Annotated in this window: 26 protein-coding genes and 2 pseudogenes; 7 read left to right on the top strand and 21 right to left on the bottom strand. The window is 56.5% G+C overall.

Features of this window, described 5'->3' with window-relative positions; translation table 11 throughout:
• Window positions 1–67: 67 nt before the first annotated feature.
• The 5 genes from AC3B6F_RS02100 to AC3B6F_RS02080 form a co-directional block, all read right to left on the bottom strand.
• The gene (locus tag AC3B6F_RS02100; RefSeq protein ID WP_489823231.1) at window positions 68–3208 is read right to left on the bottom strand and encodes an error-prone DNA polymerase; all 3141 of its coding nucleotides are present in this window, start codon (window positions 3206–3208) and stop codon (window positions 68–70) included.
• 3 nt (window positions 3209–3211) lie between these two features.
• Window positions 3212–3445 carry a PDDEXK family nuclease gene (locus AC3B6F_RS02095; protein WP_041240859.1) on the bottom strand — a complete coding sequence of 78 codons (234 nt, stop codon included), beginning with the start codon at window positions 3443–3445 and terminating at the stop codon, window positions 3212–3214.
• A complete protein-coding gene (locus AC3B6F_RS02090; protein ID WP_489823230.1) occupies window positions 3445–4974 on the bottom strand; it encodes a Y-family DNA polymerase in 1530 nt (509 codons plus the stop codon). The genes AC3B6F_RS02095 and AC3B6F_RS02090 overlap by 1 nt, the downstream gene beginning before the upstream one ends.
• Window positions 4865–5650, bottom strand: coding sequence for an ImuA family protein (locus AC3B6F_RS02085; protein ID WP_489823229.1), 786 nt, complete (start codon window positions 5648–5650; stop codon window positions 4865–4867). The genes AC3B6F_RS02090 and AC3B6F_RS02085 overlap by 110 nt, the downstream gene beginning before the upstream one ends.
• Window positions 5651–5775: 125 nt before the next feature.
• On the bottom strand, window positions 5776–5997 hold the full coding sequence (locus tag AC3B6F_RS02080; protein WP_489823228.1) for a hypothetical protein: 222 nt from the start codon (window positions 5995–5997) through the stop codon (window positions 5776–5778).
• 180 nt (window positions 5998–6177) lie between these two features.
• Between AC3B6F_RS02080 and AC3B6F_RS02075 the strand changes: the two genes are divergently transcribed.
• Complete coding sequence (locus tag AC3B6F_RS02075; RefSeq protein ID WP_489823227.1) at window positions 6178–6804, top strand: SOS response-associated peptidase; 627 nt, start codon at window positions 6178–6180, stop codon at window positions 6802–6804.
• Window positions 6805–6817: 13 nt separating this feature from the next.
• Here the strand turns inward: AC3B6F_RS02075 and AC3B6F_RS02070 are convergent, their stop codons facing one another.
• Complete coding sequence (locus AC3B6F_RS02070) at window positions 6818–7885, bottom strand: hypothetical protein (RefSeq protein WP_489823226.1); 1068 nt, start codon at window positions 7883–7885, stop codon at window positions 6818–6820.
• 32 nt (window positions 7886–7917) lie between these two features.
• Window positions 7918–8322: a glyoxalase superfamily protein gene (locus AC3B6F_RS02065; protein WP_064275437.1), complete on the bottom strand. Its 405-nt coding sequence runs from the start codon at window positions 8320–8322 to the stop codon at window positions 7918–7920.
• 495 nt (window positions 8323–8817) lie between these two features.
• Between AC3B6F_RS02065 and AC3B6F_RS02060 the strand changes: the two genes are divergently transcribed.
• Both AC3B6F_RS02060 and AC3B6F_RS02055 read left to right on the top strand, forming a co-directional pair.
• On the top strand, window positions 8818–10017 hold the full coding sequence (locus AC3B6F_RS02060) for a Fic family protein (RefSeq protein ID WP_489823225.1): 1200 nt from the start codon (window positions 8818–8820) through the stop codon (window positions 10015–10017).
• 172 nt (window positions 10018–10189) lie between these two features.
• Window positions 10190–11267, top strand: a pseudogene (locus tag AC3B6F_RS02055) (IS5 family transposase).
• Window positions 11268–11431: 164 nt separating this feature from the next.
• Here the strand turns inward: AC3B6F_RS02055 and AC3B6F_RS02050 are convergent.
• Window positions 11432–11743 carry a YXWGXW repeat-containing protein gene (locus tag AC3B6F_RS02050; protein ID WP_489823224.1) on the bottom strand — a complete coding sequence of 104 codons (312 nt, stop codon included), beginning with the start codon at window positions 11741–11743 and terminating at the stop codon, window positions 11432–11434.
• A 264-nt stretch (window positions 11744–12007) separates the two neighbouring features.
• Here AC3B6F_RS02050 and AC3B6F_RS02045 point away from each other — a divergent pair, with 264 nt between their 5' ends.
• Both AC3B6F_RS02045 and AC3B6F_RS02040 read left to right on the top strand, forming a co-directional pair.
• Entirely contained in the window at window positions 12008–12490 is a 483-nt protein-coding gene (locus tag AC3B6F_RS02045; RefSeq protein ID WP_075624222.1) for an Hsp20 family protein, read from the top strand.
• 75 nt (window positions 12491–12565) lie between these two features.
• The gene (locus AC3B6F_RS02040; RefSeq protein ID WP_489823223.1) at window positions 12566–12907 is read left to right on the top strand and encodes a hypothetical protein; all 342 of its coding nucleotides are present in this window, start codon (window positions 12566–12568) and stop codon (window positions 12905–12907) included.
• 49 nt (window positions 12908–12956) lie between these two features.
• On the opposite strand, the gene AC3B6F_RS02035 is transcribed toward AC3B6F_RS02040, so the two are convergent.
• Complete coding sequence (locus tag AC3B6F_RS02035; RefSeq protein WP_077931518.1) at window positions 12957–13514, bottom strand: phosphate-starvation-inducible PsiE family protein; 558 nt, start codon at window positions 13512–13514, stop codon at window positions 12957–12959.
• Window positions 13515–13595: 81 nt separating this feature from the next.
• On the opposite strand from AC3B6F_RS02035, the gene AC3B6F_RS02030 reads away from it, so the two are divergent.
• Entirely contained in the window at window positions 13596–13790 is a 195-nt protein-coding gene (locus AC3B6F_RS02030) for a hypothetical protein (RefSeq protein WP_176612487.1), read from the top strand.
• Window positions 13791–13835: 45 nt separating this feature from the next.
• Here the strand turns inward: AC3B6F_RS02030 and AC3B6F_RS02025 are convergent, their stop codons facing one another.
• The 8 genes and pseudogenes from AC3B6F_RS02025 to AC3B6F_RS01990 form a co-directional block, all read right to left on the bottom strand.
• Complete coding sequence (locus AC3B6F_RS02025; RefSeq protein WP_489823222.1) at window positions 13836–14213, bottom strand: hypothetical protein; 378 nt, start codon at window positions 14211–14213, stop codon at window positions 13836–13838.
• Window positions 14210–14764, bottom strand: coding sequence for a hypothetical protein (locus AC3B6F_RS02020; RefSeq protein WP_489823221.1), 555 nt, complete (start codon window positions 14762–14764; stop codon window positions 14210–14212). Before AC3B6F_RS02020 ends, AC3B6F_RS02025 begins: the two co-directional genes overlap by 4 nt.
• A 154-nt stretch (window positions 14765–14918) precedes the next feature.
• On the bottom strand, window positions 14919–15188 hold the full coding sequence (locus tag AC3B6F_RS02015) for a hypothetical protein (protein WP_415550017.1): 270 nt from the start codon (window positions 15186–15188) through the stop codon (window positions 14919–14921).
• 400 nt (window positions 15189–15588) lie between these two features.
• On the bottom strand, window positions 15589–16161 hold the full coding sequence (locus tag AC3B6F_RS02010) for a hypothetical protein (RefSeq protein ID WP_010505628.1): 573 nt from the start codon (window positions 16159–16161) through the stop codon (window positions 15589–15591).
• A 162-nt stretch (window positions 16162–16323) separates the two neighbouring features.
• Window positions 16324–16488 (bottom strand): hypothetical protein, encoded by a 165-nt coding sequence (locus tag AC3B6F_RS02005; RefSeq protein WP_226993316.1) that lies wholly within the window; start codon window positions 16486–16488, stop codon window positions 16324–16326.
• A gap of 489 nt (window positions 16489–16977) precedes the next feature.
• Window positions 16978–17937, bottom strand: a complete 960-nt coding sequence (locus AC3B6F_RS02000; RefSeq protein ID WP_010505624.1) for an IS110 family RNA-guided transposase — start codon at window positions 17935–17937, stop codon at window positions 16978–16980.
• A gap of 170 nt (window positions 17938–18107) precedes the next feature.
• A pseudogene (locus tag AC3B6F_RS01995) lies at window positions 18108–18302 on the bottom strand (hypothetical protein); the annotation flags it as partial.
• Window positions 18303–18753: 451 nt separating this feature from the next.
• Complete coding sequence (locus AC3B6F_RS01990; protein ID WP_226993317.1) at window positions 18754–19878, bottom strand: alpha/beta hydrolase; 1125 nt, start codon at window positions 19876–19878, stop codon at window positions 18754–18756.
• A gap of 62 nt (window positions 19879–19940) precedes the next feature.
• Between AC3B6F_RS01990 and AC3B6F_RS01985 the strand changes: the two genes are divergently transcribed.
• Window positions 19941–20411 carry a MarR family winged helix-turn-helix transcriptional regulator gene (locus AC3B6F_RS01985; RefSeq protein ID WP_059431499.1) on the top strand — a complete coding sequence of 157 codons (471 nt, stop codon included), beginning with the start codon at window positions 19941–19943 and terminating at the stop codon, window positions 20409–20411.
• A 57-nt stretch (window positions 20412–20468) separates the two neighbouring features.
• On the opposite strand, the gene AC3B6F_RS01980 is transcribed toward AC3B6F_RS01985, so the two are convergent.
• From AC3B6F_RS01980 to AC3B6F_RS01965, 4 genes are all read right to left on the bottom strand, one after another.
• Entirely contained in the window at window positions 20469–21458 is a 990-nt protein-coding gene (locus AC3B6F_RS01980; protein ID WP_489823220.1) for a DDE-type integrase/transposase/recombinase, read from the bottom strand.
• Between the two features lie 347 nt (window positions 21459–21805).
• Window positions 21806–23209, bottom strand: a complete 1404-nt coding sequence (locus tag AC3B6F_RS01975) for an aminotransferase-like domain-containing protein (RefSeq protein ID WP_194258044.1) — start codon at window positions 23207–23209, stop codon at window positions 21806–21808.
• Window positions 23209–23790 carry a redoxin domain-containing protein gene (locus AC3B6F_RS01970; protein ID WP_226993318.1) on the bottom strand — a complete coding sequence of 194 codons (582 nt, stop codon included), beginning with the start codon at window positions 23788–23790 and terminating at the stop codon, window positions 23209–23211. The genes AC3B6F_RS01975 and AC3B6F_RS01970 overlap by 1 nt, the downstream gene beginning before the upstream one ends.
• Window positions 23787–24275 (bottom strand): hypothetical protein, encoded by a 489-nt coding sequence (locus AC3B6F_RS01965; protein WP_010505743.1) that lies wholly within the window; start codon window positions 24273–24275, stop codon window positions 23787–23789. Before AC3B6F_RS01965 ends, AC3B6F_RS01970 begins: the two co-directional genes overlap by 4 nt.
• Between the last annotated feature and the right edge of the window lie 556 nt (window positions 24276–24831).

Raw genomic sequence — 24831 nt, 5'->3', positions numbered from 1 at the left:
CACAGGTTCAACACCAACAACAATCTCTTCATTCTTAAAATAAAATCTGCCGATCCGGTGTTGTCCCCTACCGAAAGTCCCGTGCCTTCAACAGCTCCGATCCCTGAAGCAACGGCGTGCGGTCTTCCAGACTGAGCACAACGACATGGATCACATCACCTTCCTTCTGAAGCCGTCCCTTGCAGGCCAGAAGACGGGACGCGAGAAGAGGAAGCCGGTGTTCCTCCTGCACATCCTTCCAGACAATCAGATTGGCCGTGCCGGTTTCGTCCTCGATCGTGACGAACATGGTGCCGTTCGCCGTTCCTGGCCTCTGCCGCATCAACACCAATCCGGTGAGCTGAATCCGACGCCCATCCCGTAGATAAGGGAGATCCCCGCAACGAACGATCCCTTCTTCTCGTAAGACCTCCCGTAGAAACGCGACGGGATGCCCGTTCAGACTGAGTCCCGTCGCCCGATAATCCTCATGCACTGAGGCCCACTCTGACATCAGTGGCAAGGTAATCTCCGGTTCGATCACTTCCGGCAGCGGAAAGTTCCGGCCCCGATCCGCTGCCTCAAACAACGGCAGGGCGGTATCCGCCAGCCCTTTGATCGACCAAAGCGCTGCCCGCCGCATCTGCCCGAACACCCTAAAGGCATCTGCTTCCGCCAGACATTCGAGGGCAGAGACCGGCACATCCGCACGGCGCCACACATCATCAATGCTCTCATAATCCGGCATACGGGCGGCGATCAGGGCTGCGCCGTGTCCGTTCGCCAGCCCCTTCACCATTCGAAAGCCCAGCCTGACGGCCGCGTGCCGTCCGTTCCGGCCGCGCTCCAGCGTGCAGTCCCACCGTGAGGCGTTGATGCAGATCGGCCGGACCTCGACCCCATGCCGCTGTGCGTCCTGAACAATCTGCGAGGGCGCATAAAATCCCATCGGCTGAGAGTTCAGCAGGGCGGCACAGAACACATCCGGATAATGGCATTTCATCCAGGCCGAGGCGTAGGCAATCAGGGCAAACGAGGCGGCGTGGCTTTCGGGGAACCCATAGCTGCCAAACCCTTCGAGCTGCGCGAAGGTCTGTTCGGCAAACTCGTGCTCATAGCCGTTGGCCAGCATCCCGTTCACCAGCTTGTCCCGGAACGGTGACACCCCACCTGTCATTTTGAATGTTGCCATCGCACGGCGGAGCTGGTCCGCTCCGCCTGGCGTGAAGCCCGCGCAGTGAATCGCGACCTGCATTGCTTGCTCTTGGAACAGCGGGACACCCAGTGTTTTCCCCAGAATTCCGCGCAGGGTCTCGGACGGGTAGGTGACAGGCTCCAGTTTCTCTCTTCTGCGGAGATAGGGATGGACCATATCGCCTTGGATCGGACCCGGCCGGACGATCGCCACCTGAATCACCAGATCGTAAAAGGTTCGGGGCTTCATGCGCGGCAGCATCGACATCTGTGCCCGGCTTTCGATCTGGAACGTGCCGAGCGTGTCCGCCTTCTGGATCATGCGATAGGTCTGCGGATCCTCGGCCGGGATCGAAGCGAGATCCATGCGGGTCTGATACACGGTGTGCAGCAGCTCGAACCCGCGACGCAGACAGCCGAGCATTCCTAATCCCAGAACGTCCACCTTCATGAACCGCAACACGTCGATGTCGTCCTTGTCCCAGACGATGATCTGTCGCCCGTCCATGGCCGTCGGCATCAGGGGCACAAGCTCGTCCAGACGATCTTCGGTCAGCACAAATCCGCCCGGATGGGTGCCAAGCTGGCGCGGAAAGCCGAGAAGCAGGCGCGCGAGATGGAAGGTCAGACTGAGGCGGCGATCTTTCAGGTTCAGGCCAAGATTGGCCGCTCGCGCCTTGCACAGATCGGGATCGGCTAACGATGAGGCGATATGTTTTGAAAGCTGGCCGGTCAGATCTTCGGGCAGCCCCAGAACCTTCCCCACTTCCCGCAACGCGCCTTTGGGCTGATAGCGCTGCACGGTCGCGCACAGGGCCGCGCGGTGGCGGCCGTAGTGACGGTAGATCCACTGGATGACTTCTTCGCGGCGGTCGCTCTCGAAATCCACGTCGATGTCTGGCGGTTCCTGCCGTTCGGCCGAGATGAACCGCTCGAACAGCAGGCCCGAGCGGACCGGATCAATACTCGTGATGCCCAGAACATAGCAGACGGCCGAGTTTGCGGCCGATCCCCGTCCCTGACAGACAATGCCAAGCGAGCGGGCATGACGGACAATGGTGTTCACGGTCAGGAAATACGGCGCGTAGGCCAGAGAGCCGATCAGCTTCAGCTCGTGGGCAATCTGCGTCTCGACCTCAGGCGGCGCCCCGGCCGGGTAGCGACGCGGTAGCGCGGCCTGGACCAGGCGTGTCAGGGTCTGCTGCGCGCTTTCGCCTGTGCGCTCGGTTTCGGTCGGATACTGGTACGTCAGGTCATCGAGACTGAAAGCACAGGCCTCGGCAATCCGTCGCGTGTTGGCCAGGGCGTCAGGAAAGGCGGCGAACAGGCGGGTCTGCTCTTCAGGGGTTTTCAGATGGCGATCGGCGTGAACATGACGGCGATTGCCAAGATCATCGACGGTACAGCCTTCCCGGATCGCCGTGACGACGTCCTGAAGAACGTGACGGCGCGCATCGTGGTAGAGAACATCTCCCGTCACAACGCAGGCCAGACCTTGTGGCGCACTGAACGCCGCGAGCGCGTGAAGCCGCGCCAGGTCTCCCAGCTGTCGGAGCATGGTCAGCGCGAGAAACCGGATTTCTTCTTCGCCTGCCCTTTGTCCGGGCAGGTCCAGCAGGCTCTGAACGTGCCCGGGAAGCGCGGCCAGATCCTCAGGCGGCAACAGGATCAGGAGGAGATCCGGTGCCGCTGCGACGAGATCCTCCCACTCCAGAAGAAACACGTCCCGCTCGCCCCGGTGATGACCAAGGGTCAGGAGCTGACACAGACCCGCCCAGCCTGCGCGATTGCGGGGATAGGCCAGGAGCGCGCTGCCATCGCGCAGAGTTAGACGACATCCCGGTAGAAGACGCAGACCGGCCTCACGCGCCGCCAGATGCGCGCGGATCACGCCGGCCACGGTGTTCCAGTCGGTCAGACCGATAGTGTTATACCCCAGGGCCTTTGCCTGGAACATCAGTTCATCCGGCTGGCTGCCCGAGCGCAGGAACGAAAACGAAGATGTCACCTGCAATTCGACGTAAGGCGCGCTCATGGCTCAGCGCCTGTGCGGATGCGGGTGCCGGCTGCTGTCAGGCGCGTTGCTGGTCGGCGCGCGCATGACCACGAAGCCCGAGCGTTCCAGATAGGCGACCAGCCGTTCGGCCACGAGACGGGCCATCAGCTCGGCGGCGTCATGAGTCCGCCTGCGTCCGTCGTAGCAGAGCGCGTGCATCAGGACTTCGGCCACGTCCGAGGTGCTGGCCGGGATCAGGTCATCACGGGGCTCCATCAGAAGATCCCCTGAAGAAACCAGTCGCCCGACCCGGACCAGTCGTGGGCTCCGTCCCCTTTGCGAAACAGCCACAGGCGCAGGCCGGTCGTGGTCTCGACCTGCCAGTAGTCGCGGATCGCGCCGTAGCTTTCGGCCGTCTGCCACCACTCACCCAGCAGACGTTCGGGGCCATCGGCCGCCGCAATGCGATGCGTTTGTCGCTTTAGGACGAACTGGCGGGGCGCACCGTCCGGGAGCAGGGCAGTCACCTGCACCCGGACGGGCAGATCGAACAGGATGTTCGGCCGCGCCCAGAGCATCTGGCTCGCGAAAGGCGGTTTTGCCATGTCGTCCGGGGAAACGCGAGACTGCGCGTCCTCTGGCCAGGCGGAAAACCGGGGCGCGAGCTGGTGGACAGAAACAACCCCCGGACGGTTCAACAGCCGGTCGATGAGGCTCGCGGGCAGCGTGTCCGCCTGACAGTCCTCTGGGTCTGAGAGCACCGGGCGATCCGGGCCGGCCTCCATGGGCTCGCTGGCGCTGATCGTCAACGTGACAGCCTCGATGCCAAAGCCGGGCTCAATCCGGGAAATCTGATCCTTGAGAAGACGGATGATGCGGGGCGTATCCGAGCTCGCATCGGAGGTGCCCACCCGGATGGCCTGGACCGTGCTGTCAACACGCACACAGAGAAAATCGATTTGCCGTGCGCCTTCCCCGCGACGGGACAGCGAGGCGCAGGCTTCCGGCACAAGAGCCTCGATCACGGTCGCAATCGCTTCGGCCGTGCCGATAGGCTCAACAAGCGAGCGCGAGAGCGAGATCCGGTCACGCACCTGAACCACGTTCAGCGGCCTGGTCTGACGGCCAAGGGCTTCATCCAGACAGGTGAGAAGCTCCACGCCGAACCGCTTGGTCAAAGGCGCGCGGGGAAGTGCCGCAAGCGCGCCAATGGTTGTCAGTCCAAGGCGATTGAGACGGGACGCTGTTTCCGGGGCAATCGGCAGGGCCGAACAGGGCAGTCGGTCCAGAGCCTGTTTTTGCTGACCGGGCGGAATGACATAGGCCCGATCGAGGCAGGAGCGTGCGAGTGCGCGCGAGGCCGCGGCACTGTCACTTAAAGCCAGAGAGCAGACATGACCTTTTTCGGAAAGACGCATCCGGACGAGTGACAGCATGGCCTCTTCGCCGCCGTAGAGATGGGCACAGCCGGTTGTGTCGCTATAAAGGCCATCGGGCGCATCCAGAGCGGGCAGGGGTGAAAGCCACAGGAGCCAGGAACAGAGGTCCAGCAGAGCCTCATCATCGGCGTCTGTGTCCTGCTCGACGCACAGGAGATCCGGCACAAGGCTCCGTGCCTGGGCCAGCGGCAGGCCGGGTTTCAGCCCGGCCGCCAGTGCCACCGGATTGACGGCCGTGAGCGTCTGGCGGTTGTGCTCAGGCGCGTGCACGACAAGCGGGCGATCGGGAGGGTAATGATCCGGCTGGCAGAGCTGGAGGCGCTCGGTGCGCCAGAAGGGGAGCCACAGGGCGAGAAAGCGGCGCATGGTCAGGACAGTCGAGGTGCCAGTGGGCAGGACGTCCTCCACGCACCCGCAACAGCGAGACGGAAAGACGGCGGGGGCCGGGAAGTGGCAAACCCTGTCCCGGCAGACAGAGAGGGGCTGAAGGATGAGAGGTGATCTGCCAGCGTGTGGCGCAGGCGCAGGGGTCTTTGCCGGAGGAGCGGGAGACGCTGACAGGGCGCAGGAAGAAGCCGGTATTCCCGCTGCTTTCGGCGGCGAGGTTCAGACGACGCACTTCTGTCAGGGAGGGAATATGCGGACCGGATATCACGACAAGAGCGCGCTCGGGACCGCGCAGGATGTCCTCGGCGACGGCCAGAACACTGGCGTCATCGCTTTCAACGCAGATCAGGTGCCGGATCGACATTCCGGTCTGATGCAGTCCCCAGGCATGAAGTTGAGGGGGAGCCGTCCCCAGCCAGAAAACAGGCTGGCCACTGCGCGCGAGCAGAGGCAGAAGCAGGGCGAGGCTGGCCCCGATCTCGAGCGGATCGGGCACAAGGATGTCATGCAGGCTGGCGGTTTTGAGGCCGCCGCCCAGATGGTTATCGACCGGTAGCAGGCCTGTTGGCAGCACCCGGAGTATAGAGTGAGACAGGCTCCGACGCTCCAGGCATCGGACCTGCTCGCGCAGACGCGCCAGCGCGTTCGAAGTCATGACTGTTCTCCTTAATGAGAACAGAAAGAGAACAAATGAACGCGGGACGCAAGTTAATTTTTGAGAGACACCGCTGTGTAAGACAGCGTTATCTCTCCGCCCAACAGGCTTAGAAGAGCAGTTTATCAGCCCATTTTGAGCGTTGTCAGGGTCTTCTTTGCGGTCGTCACTGCGCCGATAAGGGCGACCTCTTTTGATTCTGTCTGCTCCGCCAGCAGGTGCGGAAGATTGTGCACAGCGTCGGCAGCAGCCTCAATGACCGAGAGCACGTGACGATGATCAGGGGAAAGATAGGATCTGCTCGTGGCGGTGGATTTGTGGACAGCCGCCTGCGGGCGGTCACTCACGCCCCCGGGACAGCTCTTGCGAGCTGACCCAGGGGCGCTCCTCTGCCCACAAGTCCACCGCACCAACAACAAAAGACTCTCTATTTCTTCTGAAAAGGAAACAGAGGCACAGCGATCGGTGTTTCTTCTTCGATAGTCTGTCCCGCATGGGACATTCGGCTTCAAAACAGAAGAGCAGTCATGTGTAACCTCTATGCCCAGACGTCCTCACAGGATGAGATCCGCGCTCTTGCGGAGGTTCTCAATGACCATACGGGCAATCTTCCCCTCATGCCGGATGTCTATCCGGATTACGCGGCGGCGATTGTGCGCAACAGGCAAAACGGCCGGGAGCTGGTTCTGGCCCGATGGGGTATGCCGTCTCCGGCCTTTGCCCTCAAAGGACACAAGGTCGACCGGGGGGTAACGAACATCCGCAATACGGCGTCTCCGCACTGGCGACGCTGGCTGGGCGTTCCGCATCGCTGCGTGGTGCCGTTTACGGCCTTCTCGGAACAGGCGCGTCAGGATGACGGATCGTTTCGTTCAGTATGGTTTGCCGCCGATGAGACGAAGCCTCTCCGCTTTTTTGCCGGGATATGGACGTCCTGGACCTCGGTGCGCAAACTCAAGGAAGGCGAGGTCACGGCCGATCTTTTCGGCTTCCTGACAACGGAAGCAAACGCAGTGGTCGCGCCCTACCATCCCAAAGCCATGCCCGTTATTCTGGAAGACCGGGGAGAGATCGAGACCTGGCTGACGGCCCCCACACCGGCCGCCCTGAAACTGCAGAGGCCGCTGAAAGAGTCATCCCTTCAGGTTCTCTGATCAGATGAGCGATCTAGCTGGCTGTCTTTCCCTTGAGGCGGGCAATTAGCCGGGAACTTCGCATCATGGCTTCATCCGCCTGATCCATGGCTGCAGCCAGATCCTCATAATCGAACTGAACCGGATCCAGCCGGGCTATCGGCGGGAGCTGCGTCATCTCGTCCTTCGGGATAGATTGTGTCGTGAACGGATCATTCTTGCGCGGGCGCCCGCGCTTTCGGCCGGGAGTGGGTCGCTTGGGCGGTGTCACAACGTCGCGGAGGGAGTCCATTCCGGCAAGACCGAACAGGCGATGAGCGGCCCGATGGGTGACTTCCACAACAATGCCTCGGTCCTGGAACACGCTGAGAAGCTGTAGCGCGCTTTTCAGCGACATGCCGAGACGATCCGCCAGCATGGACGCGGACATGAGCGGCTGGATCGCCAGCACATTGATCGCCTGGGGTGCGCGCGAATGCCGACGTTGCGCGCCGCATCTCTCAAGCGCCTGCCTCCTGGCTCGCTCCAGCTGACGGAGGAGATCGTGCGCCTCGCGGACTTCGGCCAGAAGAGCATCAAGCCACCAGCACAGCCAGGACTCAATTTCCCAAGGGGTTCCTGGCGTGAGTGACTCAATGCCTGTCAGGATCAAAGGCGTCCGGAGAATATCATGGGAATGCCAGTACCGCCCTAACGCTGCACAGAAGGGAGCACGGTGACGCCCGGACGCCAGCCAACGATGAAAAGCACTGCCTGCATCGAGGATCGGTCCCCAGCCTGACGACTGATCGTTCAGGAACGCTTCAGCTTCGGCAATGGCATTTGTCTGCATCTCATCCGGGTGAGCATGCCAACGCCAGAGCGTAAAGGCATGAGAGGCAGCATCCACGGACGTGCCGCGCTCGAAACTGTCCTGCCCGACCACTTTCGGAGCAAGACCATGCAGTTCAGCGACGAGATACCAGGGATCAATCATCCAGCCATCGACAGCGCAGTGACGCTGGATGGCAGCCAGGCGTTGTCGGAACACAACAGCAGGCGTCACTGACGCCCCTCTCAGCGCCTGGTCCAGACGTCCCAGTTCGAGACTGAGGCGGGTCAATCTTTCAGCGAACGGAGGAGCAGCCACTTAATCTACGAGGCGTCGCTCTTGGAAACGTCCGCAGCATAAGAGTTCCATACGGGCTCCAGATACTCGATAAGCTCTTTCGGCAGGGGAATGGAATGATTGGTCTTAATCAGCCGGTCGCCTATCAGCTCGATCTGATCCATGGAAAATGGAGGAGCATCCTTTAAGTCTCCGACAAAAACCGGCTCGATCAGCGTCCACTTCAACCCGCATGGAGAAGTGTGTATTTTCTTAATGTCTGAGTGCTGGAGATCCGTGGGCACTGACTTGGAGAGGCTGGCCTTCAGGGCCGCAAACGTCCGGAACCCATGCTGTTTGGAGAGGCGTTCGAGAGCTTGCGTGTAAGACAATGCGCCAGACTGGCTTTCCTGTCGGGCCTGTCTTTTGAGTGCTTCAAGAGAAATCGTCATCTGAAATCCTCGACCGGAAGACTGAGTCACAGGGCCTGATTTGCGTCACACTCCGAACGGGACGTTATGACAATGCGTCTGAGAGACTTTTCCGTTGTTTCACAGGCCGGAAGGCGCACTATGTCTCTCGCCTTTAGCAGGATAATTAGCATCTTCCATCTAGACTGAATAGGATTACAATCGGTTGATTTGATCGTTAATTGGACATGCGAACCACTGTTCCCAGGGCGTAGATGAGCTGCTCACTAGACTCTCACGCGGTACGACATTTTAGTCCAACCAGTGTCCCAACAAGGGGGATTAGCTCTCTGAGTCAGTCAGGGCCACAATGCCCTAATTTCGTAGCACTCGTCTGTCCATCGTCAGGACAAAATGTTGATTGCATCCATATCCGCCAACCTTTCACACAGTCTCGAAAAGAGAAAATTATTGAAAGCTTTCTTTGATAACCTTTAATAAGATTGTTTTTTCAAGTTCTCTGATAAAGGTTTGGGCATGAAGCGAACTGAACTATCCGGTGGTGTCCGTGAGCGTCTGGTGCGTCTTCCAGCCCCTTATGAGCATCACTACGGGGTTCTTCCTCTCCCTCTTCCGGAGGAAGGAATTCCTCTTGAAGAAATCACAGCGGTGCATTCCGAAGCCCAGCTGGCATTGGGACAGGCTGATGAGATTGCACGCTCTCTCCCAGACCCTTATCAGATCAGTCGTATTCTCAGCCGCCGTGAAGCTGTCAGCAGTTCGGCGATGGAAGGAACCCATAGCACCCTGGATGAACTTCTTATTGCTGACGAAGATGACGACCAGGGGGGGCAGGTGGTTCGACAGGTTCGGGATTACGCGCTGGCTCTGGAGCGGTTCGTGCCATCGGCTCTTATTGCGGGCCGTCAAATCTTTCAGGTCGATCTGATCCAGAACCTGCATCGTAGTGTACTCGGGCATGATGCATCCTACCGGGATACTCCAGGAGATTTCCGGCAGGAGGTCGTATGGATTGGCGGCAATGGGCACATTGCGTACTCTGTCTATAATCCTCCACCACCGGCTGAAGTCCCTCATTTTCTGGAAGAGACCCTGGATTACATGCGGGAAGACGGGATGCAGATGATGACCCAGTCTCTGATTACCCGGATGGCGTTAGCCCATGCTCATTTCGAGGCTGTTCATCCGTTCCGAGATGGAAATGGCCGTGTAGGTCGGCTCCTGCTGCCTTTGATGATGGCAGCTGAGAAACACGTTCCGCTCTATCTCTCACCGTATATAGAGCTCCACAAACAGGCTTATTATGCAGCACTCAAACAAGCACAGCAGAAACTGAACTGGCTTCCTCTGATCGGCTTTGTATCGAATGCCATTGTTCAAACGGTTCAGGAGTTACGCATCACCCGTGAAGCTCTCAGAACCCTGAACGCTGCATGGTTGATTCGTCGTTCATTCCGAAAGGGATCAGCAGCGCTACGAGCGCTTGATATCCTTAGGGATTATCCGGTTCTGACGGCTCCACGGCTGGGAACTTTGCTGTCGATTACGCCACCCGCTGCTCACACGGCAATTGGCCAGCTTTGCCAGGCTGGGATACTAAGAGAGCGAACTGGCTATGCCCGCAATAGGATTTACGTTGCAGATGAAGTGCTTGGCATCCTGAACCGACCTTTTGCGGAAGATCCTATCGTTCCAGGCACGGGCGCTCAACTCTAACGCTATTCCTTTGATTGTGGTCAGAGAGAAAACAAGACTTTTATATTATGATTTCCAGCACTAAAAATTATGTCGCATAATATTTGTTATGCCAACTATAATGTTTTTCGTTCGATCCCGATTGGAGGGTTCTTCTGTGATTTCATTCCTCCGGATCTGATTGGGGGCATGGATCATGAAACAGCTTGGTTTCTTTGATGTTGAAGAGCGGCTTGCTCGATTGAGCGGACTTGGCGATCAGCTCGAAGCGTTTTCCCGGACGGTGGATTTTGAGGTGTTCCGCCCTGATCTGGAAAAGGCCCTGGCTTATTCAGATCAGGGCGGCCGTCCGCCGTTTGATCCGGTACTGATGTTCAAAATCCTGGTGATCCAGACGCTGAACAATTTGTCTGATGAGCGGACAGAGTATCTGATCAACGGCCGCCTGTCATTCATGCGTTTCCTTGGCCTGGGGCTGTCGGACCGTGTGCCGGATGCCAAAACACTCTGGCTGTTCCGCGAGCGTCTGACCCAGGCGGGGACCATTGAAAGACTGTTTGACCGATTTGACGCGACCCTGCGGAACGCGGGTTATCTGCCGATGTCGGGCCAGATCCTGGATGCAACACGGGTGGCTGCTCCGAAGCAGTGCAATACCAATGCGGAGAAAGCTGATCTGCGAGCAGGAGGTATTCTCGAAGACTGGCAGGACAAGTCCGCAAAGCTGTCGCACAAGGATCGTCATGCACGATGGACACTGAAGTTCACGAAGGCGAAGCGGCAGGACGATGGAACCATGCCACCCAGCGATCTCGCCAACCCGTTCTTTGGCTACAAATCACATATCTCCATCGACCGGAAGTTTCGGTTCATCCGCAAATGGAAGACGACGCATGCCGCCGCCAGTGATGGCGCACGATTGAGAGAGGGGCTTCTGGATAAAACCAATACGGCCTCAACGGTGTGGGTCAACACGACCTATCGCTCAAAAGCCAACGAAGACTTCATGGGCAAAGAGGGTTTTGTCTCAAAGGTCACAGAAAAAAACCGCATCTCAAACCGATGCCCCTGCATATCCAGAGATCCAACGCGGGAAAATCGGTGATCCGATCCCGCGTTGAGCACGTCTTTGCCGATCAGAAGTCACAGACAGGATTGTTCATCCGGACCGTCGGCATCACCCGAGCCACCATGAGGATCGGGCTCGCCAATATCGTGTCTACAACATGCGCCGCTTCCTCTTCCTCGAAAGATTGAACGCGAGCGCATAGCTATCCAGCGGGGGACAGCCCCTGATCTGCTCAAAACGCTGATCAAAAGCAACTCCAAAGAACCGTCAATCAATACGTCAAAAACCAGAAATTACGGGCCAAGACATATCAATAAACGGCTTTTCGATTTCTCCGATTTTCAAATCCGCCAATTGGACGTCATTTCAACGCCGCCACCAGCCTCTTCGCCAGATGTAGCCGCGCGGAGTCCAGAACCAGCGGCCCGGCTCCCAGACATAACCTCGGCGTGGCAGGGGCACCATTTCGTAGGGTGGCACCGGTGGTGGGGAGCGAATGATCGTGACGGGAGGTGGTGCAATCACGACAGGCGGAGGTGGCGGCGCGACCACGACTGGTGGCGGAACGACAACTGGTGGTCCAGCATAAATCCACGGCCTGGCCTCCGCCGGAGCCGCACTCAGCATGGTCGCGGCGAAAGCCACGGCCAGCAACCTCCATCTAACGCTATCAGGCATTGTTCTGGTCCACTCTGAACACGCGATGATGCTTTATAGCATGATGCTCGTGAAATGGGCATCGGTCCGTCTCACTCGCGAAGACGCGCAGGCAATGAAGACGCGAACGATAGAGGACGCCCAAACCTGCCCTTCTGCATTTTTGATGCCTCTTGACACCATGCATGGAGTTCCCAGATTGAATTTGCCGACCGCCGAAGGGGTCGGCAGACAGAACTATCAGTTTTGATCTTGTGTCCATGTTGCTCAAAGGAGGATATGGCTATGAGAGCCACCGTTGATTTTGCTCCCCTGTTCCGTTCGAGCGTGGGCTTTGACAGAATGCTCAATGCCCTTGATCTCGCCGGTCGAATTCCGACGGCCGATAACTGGCCACCTTACGATATCATCAAGACCGGTGAGGATGATTACCGCATCGACATGGCGGTTGCCGGACTTGCCGAGAACGACCTAGCGATCACCCAGGAGCGCAATACTCTTGTCGTGACAGGACGAAAGGCACCGGAGCCGCAAAGCGCCGCCGAATATCTCCATCGGGGTATTGCGGGCAGAGAATTCGAACGCCGCTTCGATCTGGCCGAGCATATGAAAGTCACCGATGCGCACTTCGAGAACGGACTTCTGTCCATTACCCTGAAACGTGAGATACCCGAAGCGATGAAGCCGCGTCGTATCGCGATTACGTCCTCTACGACACGCGCGGAGGAAGCCGTGCCCCAGATCGAGGCGCGGAAAGAGGCAGCCTGATGGCGTGACGAAACCTCTCCCCCGGCCATTCATCCGGCCGGGGGAGAGTCTCGAAAGGTCATGAGCATGAAGAGGATGAAAATATTTCTGTCGTGCGCTGCTCTGGGCTTGTCTCTACTGAGCCAGTCGGACGCACATGCTGCTGATCTTGCACGGGCGGCTGCAACATCGTTCGATGCGAGGGCGACTGAGGGAACGTCCACAATCCCCAAAACCGGAGCTCGCACTCATTACGAAGACGGCACAGGTGATATGCTGGTCGACAGCTTGAACGCAAGCCAGTTGGATCAGAATTACAAGGGGCCGGTCTATTATCCCGGACAACCTATTCCGCCGTTCCGGCCCATCGACACAGATCATCTGGCGCCGTCAGGGCCAGAGACGACGAAGAACACGCCCTCATCGCACGGGACGTAATGGGGCTTTGAGTAAAGGCGGCGTTAGAGACCGCCTTTACCTCGATTCTTCAGGATGAAGACCGTTCAGGCTCACAGCGGGCCGCAGGATTATCTTCGAGAGGCGCCTGTTCCCTGGCGTCGCGCGCGACACGCGCATCCTGCTCGCGAACCAGCCAGTAGACGATGCCCAGAGCCAGAACAGCTGCCGAGAGAGCGAACAGTTCCATGGCAGTCACATCATGCAGATCCAGCAGGATGAATTTGCGGGCAATCGCCAGGAGGGCGATCAGGACGATGGTTCTCACCCGGATAACGTTCTCATGCTGGGCAAGAACGACCAGCAGGGAGTGTTTGAACTCAAGAGCGATGATAACAGTAAAGATCGCGCCAAAAATCGCCTGGAAGATCGTCTGGTTGATCGGATCGATCCCGACATCGACGACCAGATGCCATACCGCGCCGATCAGATGAATCGTCGCGATGGCGGTTACCAGCATGATGAGCGCAATCAGGGTCAGAATGATCGCCTGTTCAAAACGCTCGTAGAATGTCAGGCCCCTGAACAGCTTGATGAGGCGGGACCAGTCCCTGCTCTGCCAGGAACGTTTCATGGAGAGGTCTTCCATAGCCGTTTTCCCATCTATGAATTGCGTTATAGTTCCCACGTCCTGGGTCTGGTTTTTCTTTTAGCGATGGAGAATGTCCGCATGCAGGACACGTTACGGATCACGGGCGCTCACCGCCCGTTCGAACCGCCTCCGCTTCCTTCTCGGGAGAAGGAGCAGCGCCCGCATCCGGCGCTTGCACCTGACGAAGAGGAGCCACCAATCGATCCGGACAAGGAAGGACTGGTCGAACCGCTCGATCCCTCGGATGTGGATGCGGACCCACATGCGGACTGAAACAGTCTGCGGAAAGACACGTGGTCGTTCCGGCGCACATCCGGGTCAGAGCCGGTGCCAGCGTGGCAGACGACAGGACAATGTTCTGGCATGATCTCGCACGGCCTTTGGCAAGGCCGATGTCAGCTGGTTTTCGAGGTCTCCCAACGACCAGCCCAGGGCCTTGGCCATGTGCGCGCGGTCAGCGACAGGCAGGAGTTTTCGGACCACGGCGACGGTCGTTGGTTCCGGGTCTGACGCGGTTCTCCAGCGAGAAACCCGATCGTAAACCCGGTGGTCAGCCGCCCGACGCATGAGGCCGTCATATCCCCGATCTCTTTCCTCGTCGCCAAGATAGTCGGCCAGCAGGACCGCCAGTTCTGTGCCGATCTGAACGGTCGGAAGCGACATAATTCTGTTCGGCCTGTCCGTGTGAAGAGTCATGATGCAGTCCTCAGGCTGGCGCGCGTGTCGCCCGATGTCAGAGCCGTCGCATCCAGAGGGCTGACGCTCAAGCCCGAAACAGTGGCGGTGACGTCGACATGCACGGACCCGAACAGATGGAGGAGGGCGCCCTGAGGCGTATAGGTGCCCTTGACGGCTGCCGAGGTCCGGCCGTCCATAAGGGGCGGGTCGACAAGGACCGGGCACCCGGTCTGCCGGCCCAACATCTCGATGGCGCGGGCCAGTGGCATGGATGGAATGTTCACCGGCTGCTTTTCTGTCTCGCACGACAGCACATCATGCGGCGCATGAGCTGATGTCGGCGAGGCTATTCCGACCAGCAGCATGAGGACGAGACCGACAGCGACGTGTGGTCTCTCCCTCTGCCGAAGGCGCCAAGGTTGCTTGGCCGTCTGTTCCGCTCGCTCCGTCTCTCCGGCGGAATGCGACCAAACTGGCCCCATCGTCACAAGTGAACGGGGCAAGGAGGGATGGTTATTCCAATAGTCCTGAAGCGCCTTCAGGTTGAGAAAATGGATAAAACTCGACATCTCCCTGTTCTCTCTGCTTTCGACCTCACCTTCAGAGACGCGGGGCCTCCGATGGAAGGCCCCGCTCCACCCTCTCATTCGTGCGGTCGTTCCAGAAAAGACGGCGTTTCCGCTCGGAGAAGGCGTTTCTGATCTACCCGGCGCGGTCAGTGCCTTACGCCGCGACCGGAACTGGCGGTGCGGCTCTTGCCCGCATGGGGAGACGGAACGCGAGATCAGAAGCCAGGGGATCACACCCGGCAGGGGCGACCGCGCCCGCCTGGACCAGGCGTTCCAGCGTGGAGCGAAGTCTGATCCCCGGTATACCGGTATGGGCCACCAGAGATGTTAGCGTCACGCCACGTCCGTCATGACCCAGGCGGCGGAGCACGGAGAGGACACGCGGAGCTAGCGGATCGTCTCCGAAAAGGGGGCGCGTTACCATGATACGCCTCCCTCCAGTCGGTTGCGCCATCTCCGGGCGGCTGTGCGCAAGGAGCGGCGATAGCGGGAATAAAGTCCTTTCAGTGTCGACATCCACATCCTCCGATTAAAGCAACATGGATTCCAGTTGTCCGGCTCAGGGAGCCTATGCCGGACCCGATGGCGTCCGGCGAAAGCAAGATTGGAAGAGATGCTTGCCTCGTCAAGAGGGCACGAAATGCAGATTCTTTTTCATGAATAATTTTATTATTTATGTTTGTATTTATTTTCTGTGGCGGTGTTGCGGGCAAAAATTACATGGGTTTTGTTGATTTTCGTTAACCATCATGGCGATGATCGCAGAAAATCAATATATTTTCCTTCTATGATGGTGGCCTGGGATTTTTGGGCCACCACTTGGCTTATAGAGCGCTTCCAGCGTGTCCGTTCGTCGGGACTTCCGTCCGCATCTCGACGGCGGGGGTGAGAGCCTTGGAACCAGTCTTTTGATCTCCGAGATTGTCAACTGCCATCGGCGCGGGGAGCGTCGCACAGGACTTGCTTCCGGTGCGTGACACATGAACGATTGGCGCCGCCTGACCGTTCGATGTGATCGTGATCGTCTGCATACAGGCGGTGGGTCCACCGGTGCTGACCGTTTCGAAACGCTGCCAGGACATGCTCTGCTTCGGGAGGTCGTGACCAACAGCCGGAACGGCGCGCAGGACGCCGTCCAACTGCGAGGCCAATGTCCGATCGGCCGCCTCCATGAGAGCCATATTGCGTGCCATCATGCGATCAACGGCCTCGAACATGTCGATATCGGGCATTGCCGCTGTCGTCGCGATGCCCTGGACCGGGACCAGGATACCGACCTGGTGTCCCCGTGCGTCAACGACGCGCAACGCATCTTGAGCCTGCGCAGGCAGTGCAGCCGCGCAGCAGGCCAGTGTAGCAACAAAGGCGCCGGCCTGAATCATACGAGAAAAATGCATTTTGGAATCCTCCGTGTCTGTTAAGCAGTGTCGGACGACGGCAGGAATATGGGCTGGGTAAATAGCGCTAGCAAGAGGTGGAAGAAGCAGGCGTCAGTCCGTGATTTCAAGCTGTGCCAGATCGGCAATCCGTTCCGGTTCGGTCGGCTACCATCCCAATGCCTACCGGGTCAGGACGCTAGAGGCGGCCATGTCGAAGCCTGCGAATATCGCAAACTGCCCGAAAAACGCAGGTATTTCGTCTGCTGAGAGGGAACGGACCGGTAGATCCAGACGGCGGTCGAGTGTCTCGACGATATCGCGCATCGCCACGCCCTCTTCGGTCACCGTATTCCAGGCAGAACCCGTTGCGCCCTTCTCGATGGCCAGCCGGTAAAGGCGGCCGACATCCAGAACATGCGCTGCAGGCCACAGATTACGCCCCTCGTCGACATATGCTCAGGTCCCATTTGCACGAAAAATCTCGATCAGCGGCTTGATAAGCCCCTGCTGCCGGGTCATGGACCTGCGGCAAACGCACCACCGAAGCACCCGCTGATACCATCAAGCACATTGATCACCCAGTTCTCGACTCCTTCGCCTTCGAACACTCGATATTCTCGGTCGACGGCCAACCGGACCTGACCCTGGTCGTCTATAATCCGGCAATGCCGGCGGACGCCGACAAACTCAGAACCGTCCTGTCTCACCGTAACGAAGCTGATGAGTAATCCGGCGGACACAGCGCACCATGCACTGCCTGTTTGGGGTTATCGAACAGGCCGGTCGCCCCGCTATCAGCGGTGCCGCGTTACCTCCGCTCCTTAGCAACTGTGTTTAAGCGGCGGAGCTAATGCGCCATGGCAGGCCTGTTTTGAGGACGGCGTTGGCGATTGTGATGAGACACCGTGCGATAGCGACGATCACCAGTTTATGTGGCTTGCTCCGCTGTTTCATGCGTTTGGCGACAGCTCTCAGAACAGGATTATGGCAGGCAGCTGCCAATCCTGCTTGGAACAGGACGTGACGGAGAGATCTTCTTCCCCCTGAAATGACACGTTTCCCCCGCATCGCGCCACTATCGTGAGCCATTGGTGCAAGTCCGGCCATGGCAGCAGCTTCTGTCGCCGTCATACGGCCGAGTTCCGGCATTTCTGCGAGAAGCATGGAGACTGATACCGGGCCGATCCCAGGAATGGAGCGGAGAAGTTCTGCTTTCGCGGAGAGTTCTTCTGCCTCTGCGATAACGCTTTTAATCCGTTGTTCGAGCTCGCTGATCTGGCTTTCGAGAAATGCTTTGAGACTGCTGTCCATGTCCTCCAGTTCAGCGCTCACACCCTGTTTGCGGCGCGCCGAAATCTGGGCAGAAAGCCGTTTACGTGCCTCCACCATCTGAGCTCTGCGCACCGTCAGTGCCCGCAGAAACTGGAGTTTTACATCCGGCAGTGTTCGTCCTGCTTCTGGACGAAAAGCCATAAAGCGCGCAATCAATTCCGCATCGATCTGATCGGTTTTCGCGCGTTTCCCCATGGAGAGTGCGAAAGCTTTGATCTGTGCAGGAGGCAACTGGACTGCATTGAGTCCCATACTGATGAGAAGACGCCAGAGTGCCCATTCCTGTCCACCGGTGGCTTCAAACCCAATTTTGAGACCGTCCGGCATACTCTGAAGAGTTTCCAGTAATCTGGCATGGCCATCAGGTGAATTCTGAAAACGAAATCTCTGCTTTTCTGGCAGGCAAAAGCCATCGAGCCAGTCTCGGGACACGTCTATTCCAATGACGGTTTGCGCAGACATATCACTCTCTCTTTCTTATGTTCGCGGTCCCGAAAGCGGGCCGCCGTCAACTGTTCGAGACGGTGAAGAGAGGCGAGATCAGCCTGCTAGAAAACGTGGTCAGGCTACCAGGTGTTAAGCGCTGTATCTCACCTCATGAACGCCCCTGGCCAGGGGCGTTCATGAGGTCATCATAACAGGCTGGAAACACATAAGGTGTTTGGTCCCGGGGTTTGATGAGGTGGATTGATAATGAATTTTTTTGGCTCTGAAGTCGGGATTTCACAGACATATTCGTAAGGCCACTCAAGCGTCTTGAGCCTTCTCTCGAAGTTATAGGCCGCCATGAAGTCGTTGAGGTGTTTCTTTAGCTGCTTATGGCTGTCCTCAGAAGTGCGTGCGCTCATCGATTACCTGTCCAGCTGGATTTCCGAAGCATGTATAAGCGTTGCGCTTCAGCGTTAGAGACGTCCGTTTCCGGATAACGGAATTAATAGTGATGATGTCCTATATGAGGCGTCTGTCGCCTGTCCGCTTCACGTTTTTTGAGCGGACAGGCAGATCAGGGGGGAAACGGAATGTCGGCAGTTGGGCGGTAGGACCGGAAAATCGGTCATTCGCGCAATCGATTTTCACGATACAAATGGGCGTCTCCTGAAGATCACCTACTTCGTCGGGGAGAGCTGCCCGCCCCGTGAGACGCCGCATATATGCACTCGTCATGCCAGCGATAGGTTCATGGTCAGTGCCTGAGGGACGGAGCAGAAACTGCGGCTGGCGCGAGGCTGAAGCGCTATTTCTTTTTGGAGGAAATTGCTTCAGACCGCCTCCGTTCTTTTACTTTGCCTTCGTAAAGGCATCGCGCAGGAAATGCGTTGCCTGGGCGATTGCGGCGGTGGATGCCGGCGTCTTGGCGAGCGCATTGAGCATAACAAAATCGTGGATCGTCGCGTTATAGCGGGTCGTTATGACAGGCACACCGGCTTCGACCAGGCGTCGGGCGTAGGCCTCGCCCTCGTCACGCAGGACATCGTTTTCATCTGTGATGACTAGCGCTGGCGCCTGCCCGTGCAGGATGGAGTCCGGCGTGTTCAACGGCGAGACATGCGGCTGGGCGCGGTCAGTGCCGGCAGGCAGATACTGGTTCCAGAAATAATCCATGGCTTTCGCTGTCAGCCAGGGGCCACCGGCGAACTCGCGATAGGATCCATCATTCATCGCGGCATCGGTTACCGGATAGAATAGGATCTGGGCTACGGGCCTGGGTCCATGCCGCTCCGCAACGAGGGCGGAGACGACCGCAACCATATTACCGCCGACGCTGTCTCCGGCGATGGCAATGCGGGATGGATCGATCCCGAATTCGACCGGATGACGAGCGACATACTCCAGAACCGCATAATCCTGCTCGATCGCAGTTGGATAACGCGCCTCGGGCGAGCGTTCGTAATCGACGAAGATCACCACCGCACCGCTGCCCGCCGCCAGGTCGCGCACGAGGCGGTCATGGCTGGCTGGGCCGCCCATCACCCAACCGGCACCATGATAATACACGATGGCGGGCGCATGGTTCGGGGCGTCGAGCGGGCGATAGATCCGGATGCGCGTGCTGCCGGTCGGGCCAATGGGAAGCACGCGATCGGTAATCCGAGCAGAGGGAGCGGTGACCTTCACCGACGCCTGCGCGCCGTCCAGTAGCGCACGGGCATCGTGCGGCGACAGCGACGGGATGGCCGGGGCGTGGGCGTCGGCGAGGCCGTTGAGGAAATGCTGGGTCGTGGGCTCTAGCACGGGGGCGGCGAGCGCGGGGGCAGCGGCAATAGCGGTAGCCAAGGCGATGGCTGTGGAGAGGCACTTCATGATGGAAAACTCCGTATCGATCAGGCTGCGATCGGCCTGTGAGGCACACTCAATATCGTTCGCGATATTATCGCTCAATATCAAAATATGCATGGCTCCCATGCATTAACATCGCCCAAGATTTGATATTGTGCGATATAATGGCCCTACTTATGGAGGACGATATGAACGAAGACCCATCCACACCTGATCTGTCGAATTTCGTGTGCTTCTCGCTGTATGCCGCGAGCCACGCCTTCAATCGGCTATACCAACCGCTGCTCGAGCCGCTCGGTCTCACCTATCCGCAATATCTAGTAATGACCGTCCTGTGGGGCAGTGACGGCAGACTTGTCGGCGAAATCGGATCACAACTCGATCTGGTCAGCTCCACCCTGACGCCGTTGCTCAAGCGGCTGGAGGGCGCTGGCCTTGTGGAACGCACCCGCGACCAGAAGGACGAACGACAGGTGCGCGTTCGTCTGACGGAGGCCGGTCGGGCCCTGCGCGTTCAGGCCGAGACGATTCCGGCTTGTGTGTTAGCGGCGACCGGGCTGTCGATCACCGAACTGCGGGACTTGCGTAATCGGGTCGACCGGCTGCGCCAAGCCGTCAGCTCTCCGCGTGCCCCGGGCTGCAAGTCCGACGATCATTGAGCCTGTCACCCGTCAATAACCATTTCCAGAGAGACTGGTCTTGAGTTCCCCTACGCCCTAGCTGTCAGGTTGTGAGACGTCATTGGCGTAAACCATGATACGGTCGACGTCGTTCATGATACTGACTTCTGTCATAGTTTTATAGCTTAGATTACGCAGACGTGGTCTCTGCCTGAGGCGCTCGGCGACTTTGGCGGTAGGCGAAAGGCCGCCCAGAACTCGCTGTCGGCGCAGGTTATAGGCGTGATTGAACCCATGCAGCAGGACTTCGAGATCCGTGTGGTGTGCGACGTTGATCGGCAGAACCTCGGTTGCGATGCGACCGTTGAACCGCTCGACCATCCCGTTCGTCTGAGGGGAATACGCTCTGGTTCGCCGACGATCGACATTCTGACAGGCTTTCTCGAAGGCGTCTGCAGTGAAGCACGAGCCTCGGTCGGTCAGGATATGCGTGATCCGGAAAGGAAAGGCGGTTTTGACGGTCTTTAGAAAATCGACGGCATTGGCAGCATTCTCGGCGTCGTAGACGGCCAGATGCACGAAACGTGAGCAGCGGTCGATCGCGACATACAGGAAGCGTTTACGGGCCTCGCCATCTTTGGTTTGCAGCTTCGGCAGATGCTTCACGTCGATATGGAAATAGCCCAGGTCGTAGTCCCGGAATGTGCCGTCGCCGCGCACGGGACAAATTTTCTCCTTCGGCGGCCGTCGGTTGAGCCCTGCGTCCTTAAGAATACGCCAGACGCTATCTCTGTTGAGGTGAGGCAGGAAGTGCCGCAGCACGAACGTCAGGTCATCGAGCCCGAATTCGGTGGCGCGACGAAGATGGCAGACAATCGCGCGCTCTTCCTCGGTCGTTTTCCAGGCCAGTAACCGGGGCTTACTGCTTCGATCCGTGCATCCCTCGGCTCCACGGCTGCGCCATTTGCGCACCGTCTCGCCGCTGACGCCGAAGCGTCGCGCCAACACCCCGGTCCCTTCCATCGAGCGTGCGATTTCGGCCCGGACGACAGGTGTGGTGCGGGCTTGCGGATGGATCTGATGCATTAACAATCACTCCGGCGTTCAACGTCAAACCAGGGGGCGTAAGCGGCAATAGCCCACGATACGCCGTCCCAATGACGTCTCACAACCTGACACCTAGGCAGTTGCCGTCATTATCCAAGATCTAACAGACCATAGGCGTCTGCCTCCCCAGTCGGAGGTCTATCAACAGCCTGTCGCTGGATGACCAAGATGATTTTTGCCATAGATCGCGCTGACCGGAAAATTTGTTTGAAAGGCGAGATGGACGTTTCTCTATACCAATCTACCAATAATAAAAAATGCAAAATAATTACTGATATTTTTAGATATACATATTAATGAAAATTAATATTCTAGAAATTAAAATATCAAACGACCGATATAATATTATTATCCATTCTATATTGAAGTATAATAGAAATATCTCTCATCGCTTTCTCAACGTCATCTATATTATCTATACTCCCTAAAGAAATTCGAACATTTTCTGATGTAGAGCCGCACACTGCAAATACACTACTCGGTAGAAGCGCCAACCCTCTATGATGAGCATAGGCGACGAAGTCAGAGCTGTTCCACCATGAAGGAAGATGTAGCCAGATATGTGGTCCGTTTGGGTTCATTCCAGGACGATCACCCAAGATATTTCGGGCAATAGACTGTCGAAGACGTAATTCGCTTTTGATGCCAGCAAGAATAGTCCCTGCTAGTCCAGACTGCATCCACCGAAGAGTGAGAGCGCTGAGCAAACCGGCATTAGTTAAAGAAAATGCCCGTACTGCGGTGATAAAACGCTGATGAATTTCGGGATTTGGAAGGGCAACATAGGCTGTTCTTAATCCTGGGCTGAGAACCTTGGCGAGCGTAGCAATATAGATAACGCGCCCACGTTCAAGAGCGGATAATGCGGGAATTGGGGTATCCAGAAGCAGGCTATAAGGGTCGTCTTCAATGACATAGATGCCTGCGTCATGCGCAATTTTCATAAGGGACTGACGCCGCGACAATGGCAGCGTTATCGTTGTCGGGTTCTGGATGGTTGGGGTGCAGTATATCGCCTTGGGACAATGTATCTGACACGCTTCTTCAAGCGCTGCAGGCAGAAAGCCCTGTTCGTCTCCGTCCACACCGACAAGTAGAATTCCAAGCTGGTTCGCGACAGCACGGAGTCCAGGATATGTCATTTTTTCGGTGAGGATGATATCACCTGGCGAGGTCAGAACACTGAGCGCAGCTGCAATCGCGGTTTGCGCTCCAGGTGTAACTACAATTTCATCAGGACGCCTGTGGCCTATGAGCGGTTCAATCCATTTTGCTCCTTGGCAGCGTTCATCATAAGTCCCTCCAGTTACCCGGTAGGACATAAGGCTGCTTATGCTCTGACTTTTGAATAAGGTTTGAAAATCAGCCTGCATTGATGTTGCAAGAGAAGGTAGGTTTGGCACAGGGGGCAAGTTCATCGTCATATCGACAATACTTGTCCTGCTAGCCTGCCATTGTCTGGTGGACGCTCCTATTCGGATGAATGTTCCGCGACCGACGGTGGCGTCAACCAACCCGATCTGATGTGCCTCCCGAAAAGCACGGGTGACAGTGGTAAGGTTTGTACCAAGGGAGGTGGCAATCATCCTCTGAGTGGGAAGACGATCGCCCTCTCGCAATACACCCTGCTGGACTGACAATACCAAAGCCTGAACAATGCCTTTGTACAATGGGCCCGTGGTCTGTTCTACAATCTCGCGCCAGCTTCGTAGAAGTTCGTGCGTCTTCATTACTTATTTTCCGGAGAAAGGTCATAAAACCACTTTCGATTACGGAGAATAGATTTTCTGTTCAAAGGTATATCCTTAATCGTTCTATCCCCCGGACCCCAGCCTTCCGGTGTTTTAGAGGACGAACCGCTGACTTCAATGAGGGCCAACATAGCCCTTTTGATTTCCTCGATATTAAACGTCAGACGACGGTCCAGACTAAAGTGCCATCTGCATCGAGCTTGCTTGTCGACAACAACTGCAGCTTTTGCATTTGCGACGCCATATGCTTTGAAAACTTCTGCTGTCGGATCCTCGCCAATCATTGTGGTGACTTCGCGTCCGTACACCGCCTGAATAGCCTTTATCCAACCCAAATTTACATGGATACTTGATTGAGAAATTAAAAGAACGTCGATATTGTTTTTAGCGTAAAAATCTGAGCATCCATCAATATTCATAATATCCTGGGTATCGGAAACTGAGAATGGCGAAGGCAGAAATACAATTAATTTGAAAGTCTGCTGTGTTGGCTCGAAACCATATTCACCTTCGGTGGTCCGCAAAGAAAATGCCGGACAGTGTTCATCCAGCCGCATCATGCTTTCCGGGAGAATCTTCCAAGCGTCACAAACATCCTGTCGAATACAGGGCCGATGAAATAACCGATCATGATGGAAGCAAATGTCAGAGGCCATGCCCATACACTATATGGCATGAACCAAGGTTGCCATTGGAAGACAGAGAGGACGGCAATCACGATCAAAACAAATCCCCATAATGATGGCGAAATCAAAGGAGAGAAGTAACGACCGTAGATTCCGTTATTTTTTTCTGAAATAACCTTTGATATACCAATATGGTAACAAAAAATCATCGAAGAAACAAAAGTTCCGAAAAGAGCTAGCCAGCTGGTATGAAAATAACCTCTACTATCAATGGAGGTATAATATAAAGCTAAAGCAACATAGACATGAGCAAGAAATAGACCAAGTGTCATTCCAATAAGTCTATTTTTTAGAATTCCTTCGGCTTCCGCATTTGTGTTTAGATAAACTTCCTCTGGGGTTATTTCATTTTTTTTCATGGTTATACTCGCTTTATACGGTTTTCCGGATGTAAATTTGAGGGTCTTAGAGAAAGAAGAATTAACTTCTGACAGTATTGTATGCTTATTTGATGATATTTTCAAATCTTTGAACCCATACAAATTCTAATGTATGCCATACAAAGAGGTTCAATTTATGTGATTTTCCCAAAAAAAAAGGGTACAATCAAGAAATACCTTTTCGAGAAGATTTTTTATTTTAAATAACCGACTGAAAACACTTTATAATATACATTAAAATTAATTAACCATAAAATGGTATTGTTCCATTTAGCCTCTCTCTCAGACTCTGTGAGAAGACTGAAAATGAGTGATTTTTGGGCTGACGGATGCCCATATTCAGATGGAGCATCTACGGTCCTTTTCTCAAAAAATCATGATGGACCCGCGTTGATGACTGCCGGAAGTTGAGCCGCATCATTCTTGCCAATCAAAATATCCTGCTTTGGCGTGATACGCCTTGAGAGTGTGATCCAGATATAGGGCACTCTCCAATCTTTGGAGGCGCTGGAGCGCCAATAGAGATCTTTATACC

The sequence above is a fragment of the Gluconobacter sp. ESL1110 genome, assembly GCF_058107395.1.
The sequence above is the reverse complement of the archived record's forward strand: the minus strand, read 5'-3'. Positions and strand labels throughout refer to the sequence as shown.

Coding starts and splice junctions, on each gene's coding strand:
- AC3B6F_RS01990 (WP_226993317.1), bottom strand. CDS start 19,878: ATGGGAGCCATGCATATTTTGATATTGAGCGATAATATCGCGAACGAT.
- AC3B6F_RS02095 (WP_041240859.1), bottom strand. CDS start 3,445: ATGGAGCCCCGTGATGACCTGATCCCGGCCAGCACCTCGGACGTGGCC.
- AC3B6F_RS01975 (WP_194258044.1), bottom strand. CDS start 23,209: ATGAAGACGCACGAACTTCTACGAAGCTGGCGCGAGATTGTAGAACAG.
- AC3B6F_RS02065 (WP_064275437.1), bottom strand. CDS start 8,322: ATGACGATTTCTCTTGAAGCACTCAAAAGACAGGCCCGACAGGAAAGC.
- AC3B6F_RS01970 (WP_226993318.1), bottom strand. CDS start 23,790: ATGATGCGGCTGGATGAACACTGTCCGGCATTTTCTTTGCGGACCACC.
- AC3B6F_RS02010 (WP_010505628.1), bottom strand. CDS start 16,161: ATGCATTTTTCTCGTATGATTCAGGCCGGCGCCTTTGTTGCTACACTG.
- AC3B6F_RS02060 (WP_489823225.1), top strand. CDS start 8,818: ATGAAGCGAACTGAACTATCCGGTGGTGTCCGTGAGCGTCTGGTGCGT.
- AC3B6F_RS02090 (WP_489823230.1), bottom strand. CDS start 4,974: ATGCGCCGCTTTCTCGCCCTGTGGCTCCCCTTCTGGCGCACCGAGCGC.
- AC3B6F_RS02085 (WP_489823229.1), bottom strand. CDS start 5,650: ATGACTTCGAACGCGCTGGCGCGTCTGCGCGAGCAGGTCCGATGCCTG.
- AC3B6F_RS02100 (WP_489823231.1), bottom strand. CDS start 3,208: ATGAGCGCGCCTTACGTCGAATTGCAGGTGACATCTTCGTTTTCGTTC.
- AC3B6F_RS02075 (WP_489823227.1), top strand. CDS start 6,178: ATGTGTAACCTCTATGCCCAGACGTCCTCACAGGATGAGATCCGCGCT.
- AC3B6F_RS02020 (WP_489823221.1), bottom strand. CDS start 14,764: ATGTCGAGTTTTATCCATTTTCTCAACCTGAAGGCGCTTCAGGACTAT.
- AC3B6F_RS02015 (WP_415550017.1), bottom strand. CDS start 15,188: ATGGTAACGCGCCCCCTTTTCGGAGACGATCCGCTAGCTCCGCGTGTC.
- AC3B6F_RS02000 (WP_010505624.1), bottom strand. CDS start 17,937: ATGTCTGCGCAAACCGTCATTGGAATAGACGTGTCCCGAGACTGGCTC.
- AC3B6F_RS02045 (WP_075624222.1), top strand. CDS start 12,008: ATGAGAGCCACCGTTGATTTTGCTCCCCTGTTCCGTTCGAGCGTGGGC.
- AC3B6F_RS01985 (WP_059431499.1), top strand. CDS start 19,941: ATGAACGAAGACCCATCCACACCTGATCTGTCGAATTTCGTGTGCTTC.
- AC3B6F_RS01965 (WP_010505743.1), bottom strand. CDS start 24,275: ATGAAAAAAAATGAAATAACCCCAGAGGAAGTTTATCTAAACACAAAT.
- AC3B6F_RS02035 (WP_077931518.1), bottom strand. CDS start 13,514: ATGGAAGACCTCTCCATGAAACGTTCCTGGCAGAGCAGGGACTGGTCC.
- AC3B6F_RS02025 (WP_489823222.1), bottom strand. CDS start 14,213: ATGACTCTTCACACGGACAGGCCGAACAGAATTATGTCGCTTCCGACC.
- AC3B6F_RS01980 (WP_489823220.1), bottom strand. CDS start 21,458: ATGCATCAGATCCATCCGCAAGCCCGCACCACACCTGTCGTCCGGGCC.
- AC3B6F_RS02030 (WP_176612487.1), top strand. CDS start 13,596: ATGCAGGACACGTTACGGATCACGGGCGCTCACCGCCCGTTCGAACCG.
- AC3B6F_RS02050 (WP_489823224.1), bottom strand. CDS start 11,743: ATGCCTGATAGCGTTAGATGGAGGTTGCTGGCCGTGGCTTTCGCCGCG.
- AC3B6F_RS02040 (WP_489823223.1), top strand. CDS start 12,566: ATGAAAATATTTCTGTCGTGCGCTGCTCTGGGCTTGTCTCTACTGAGC.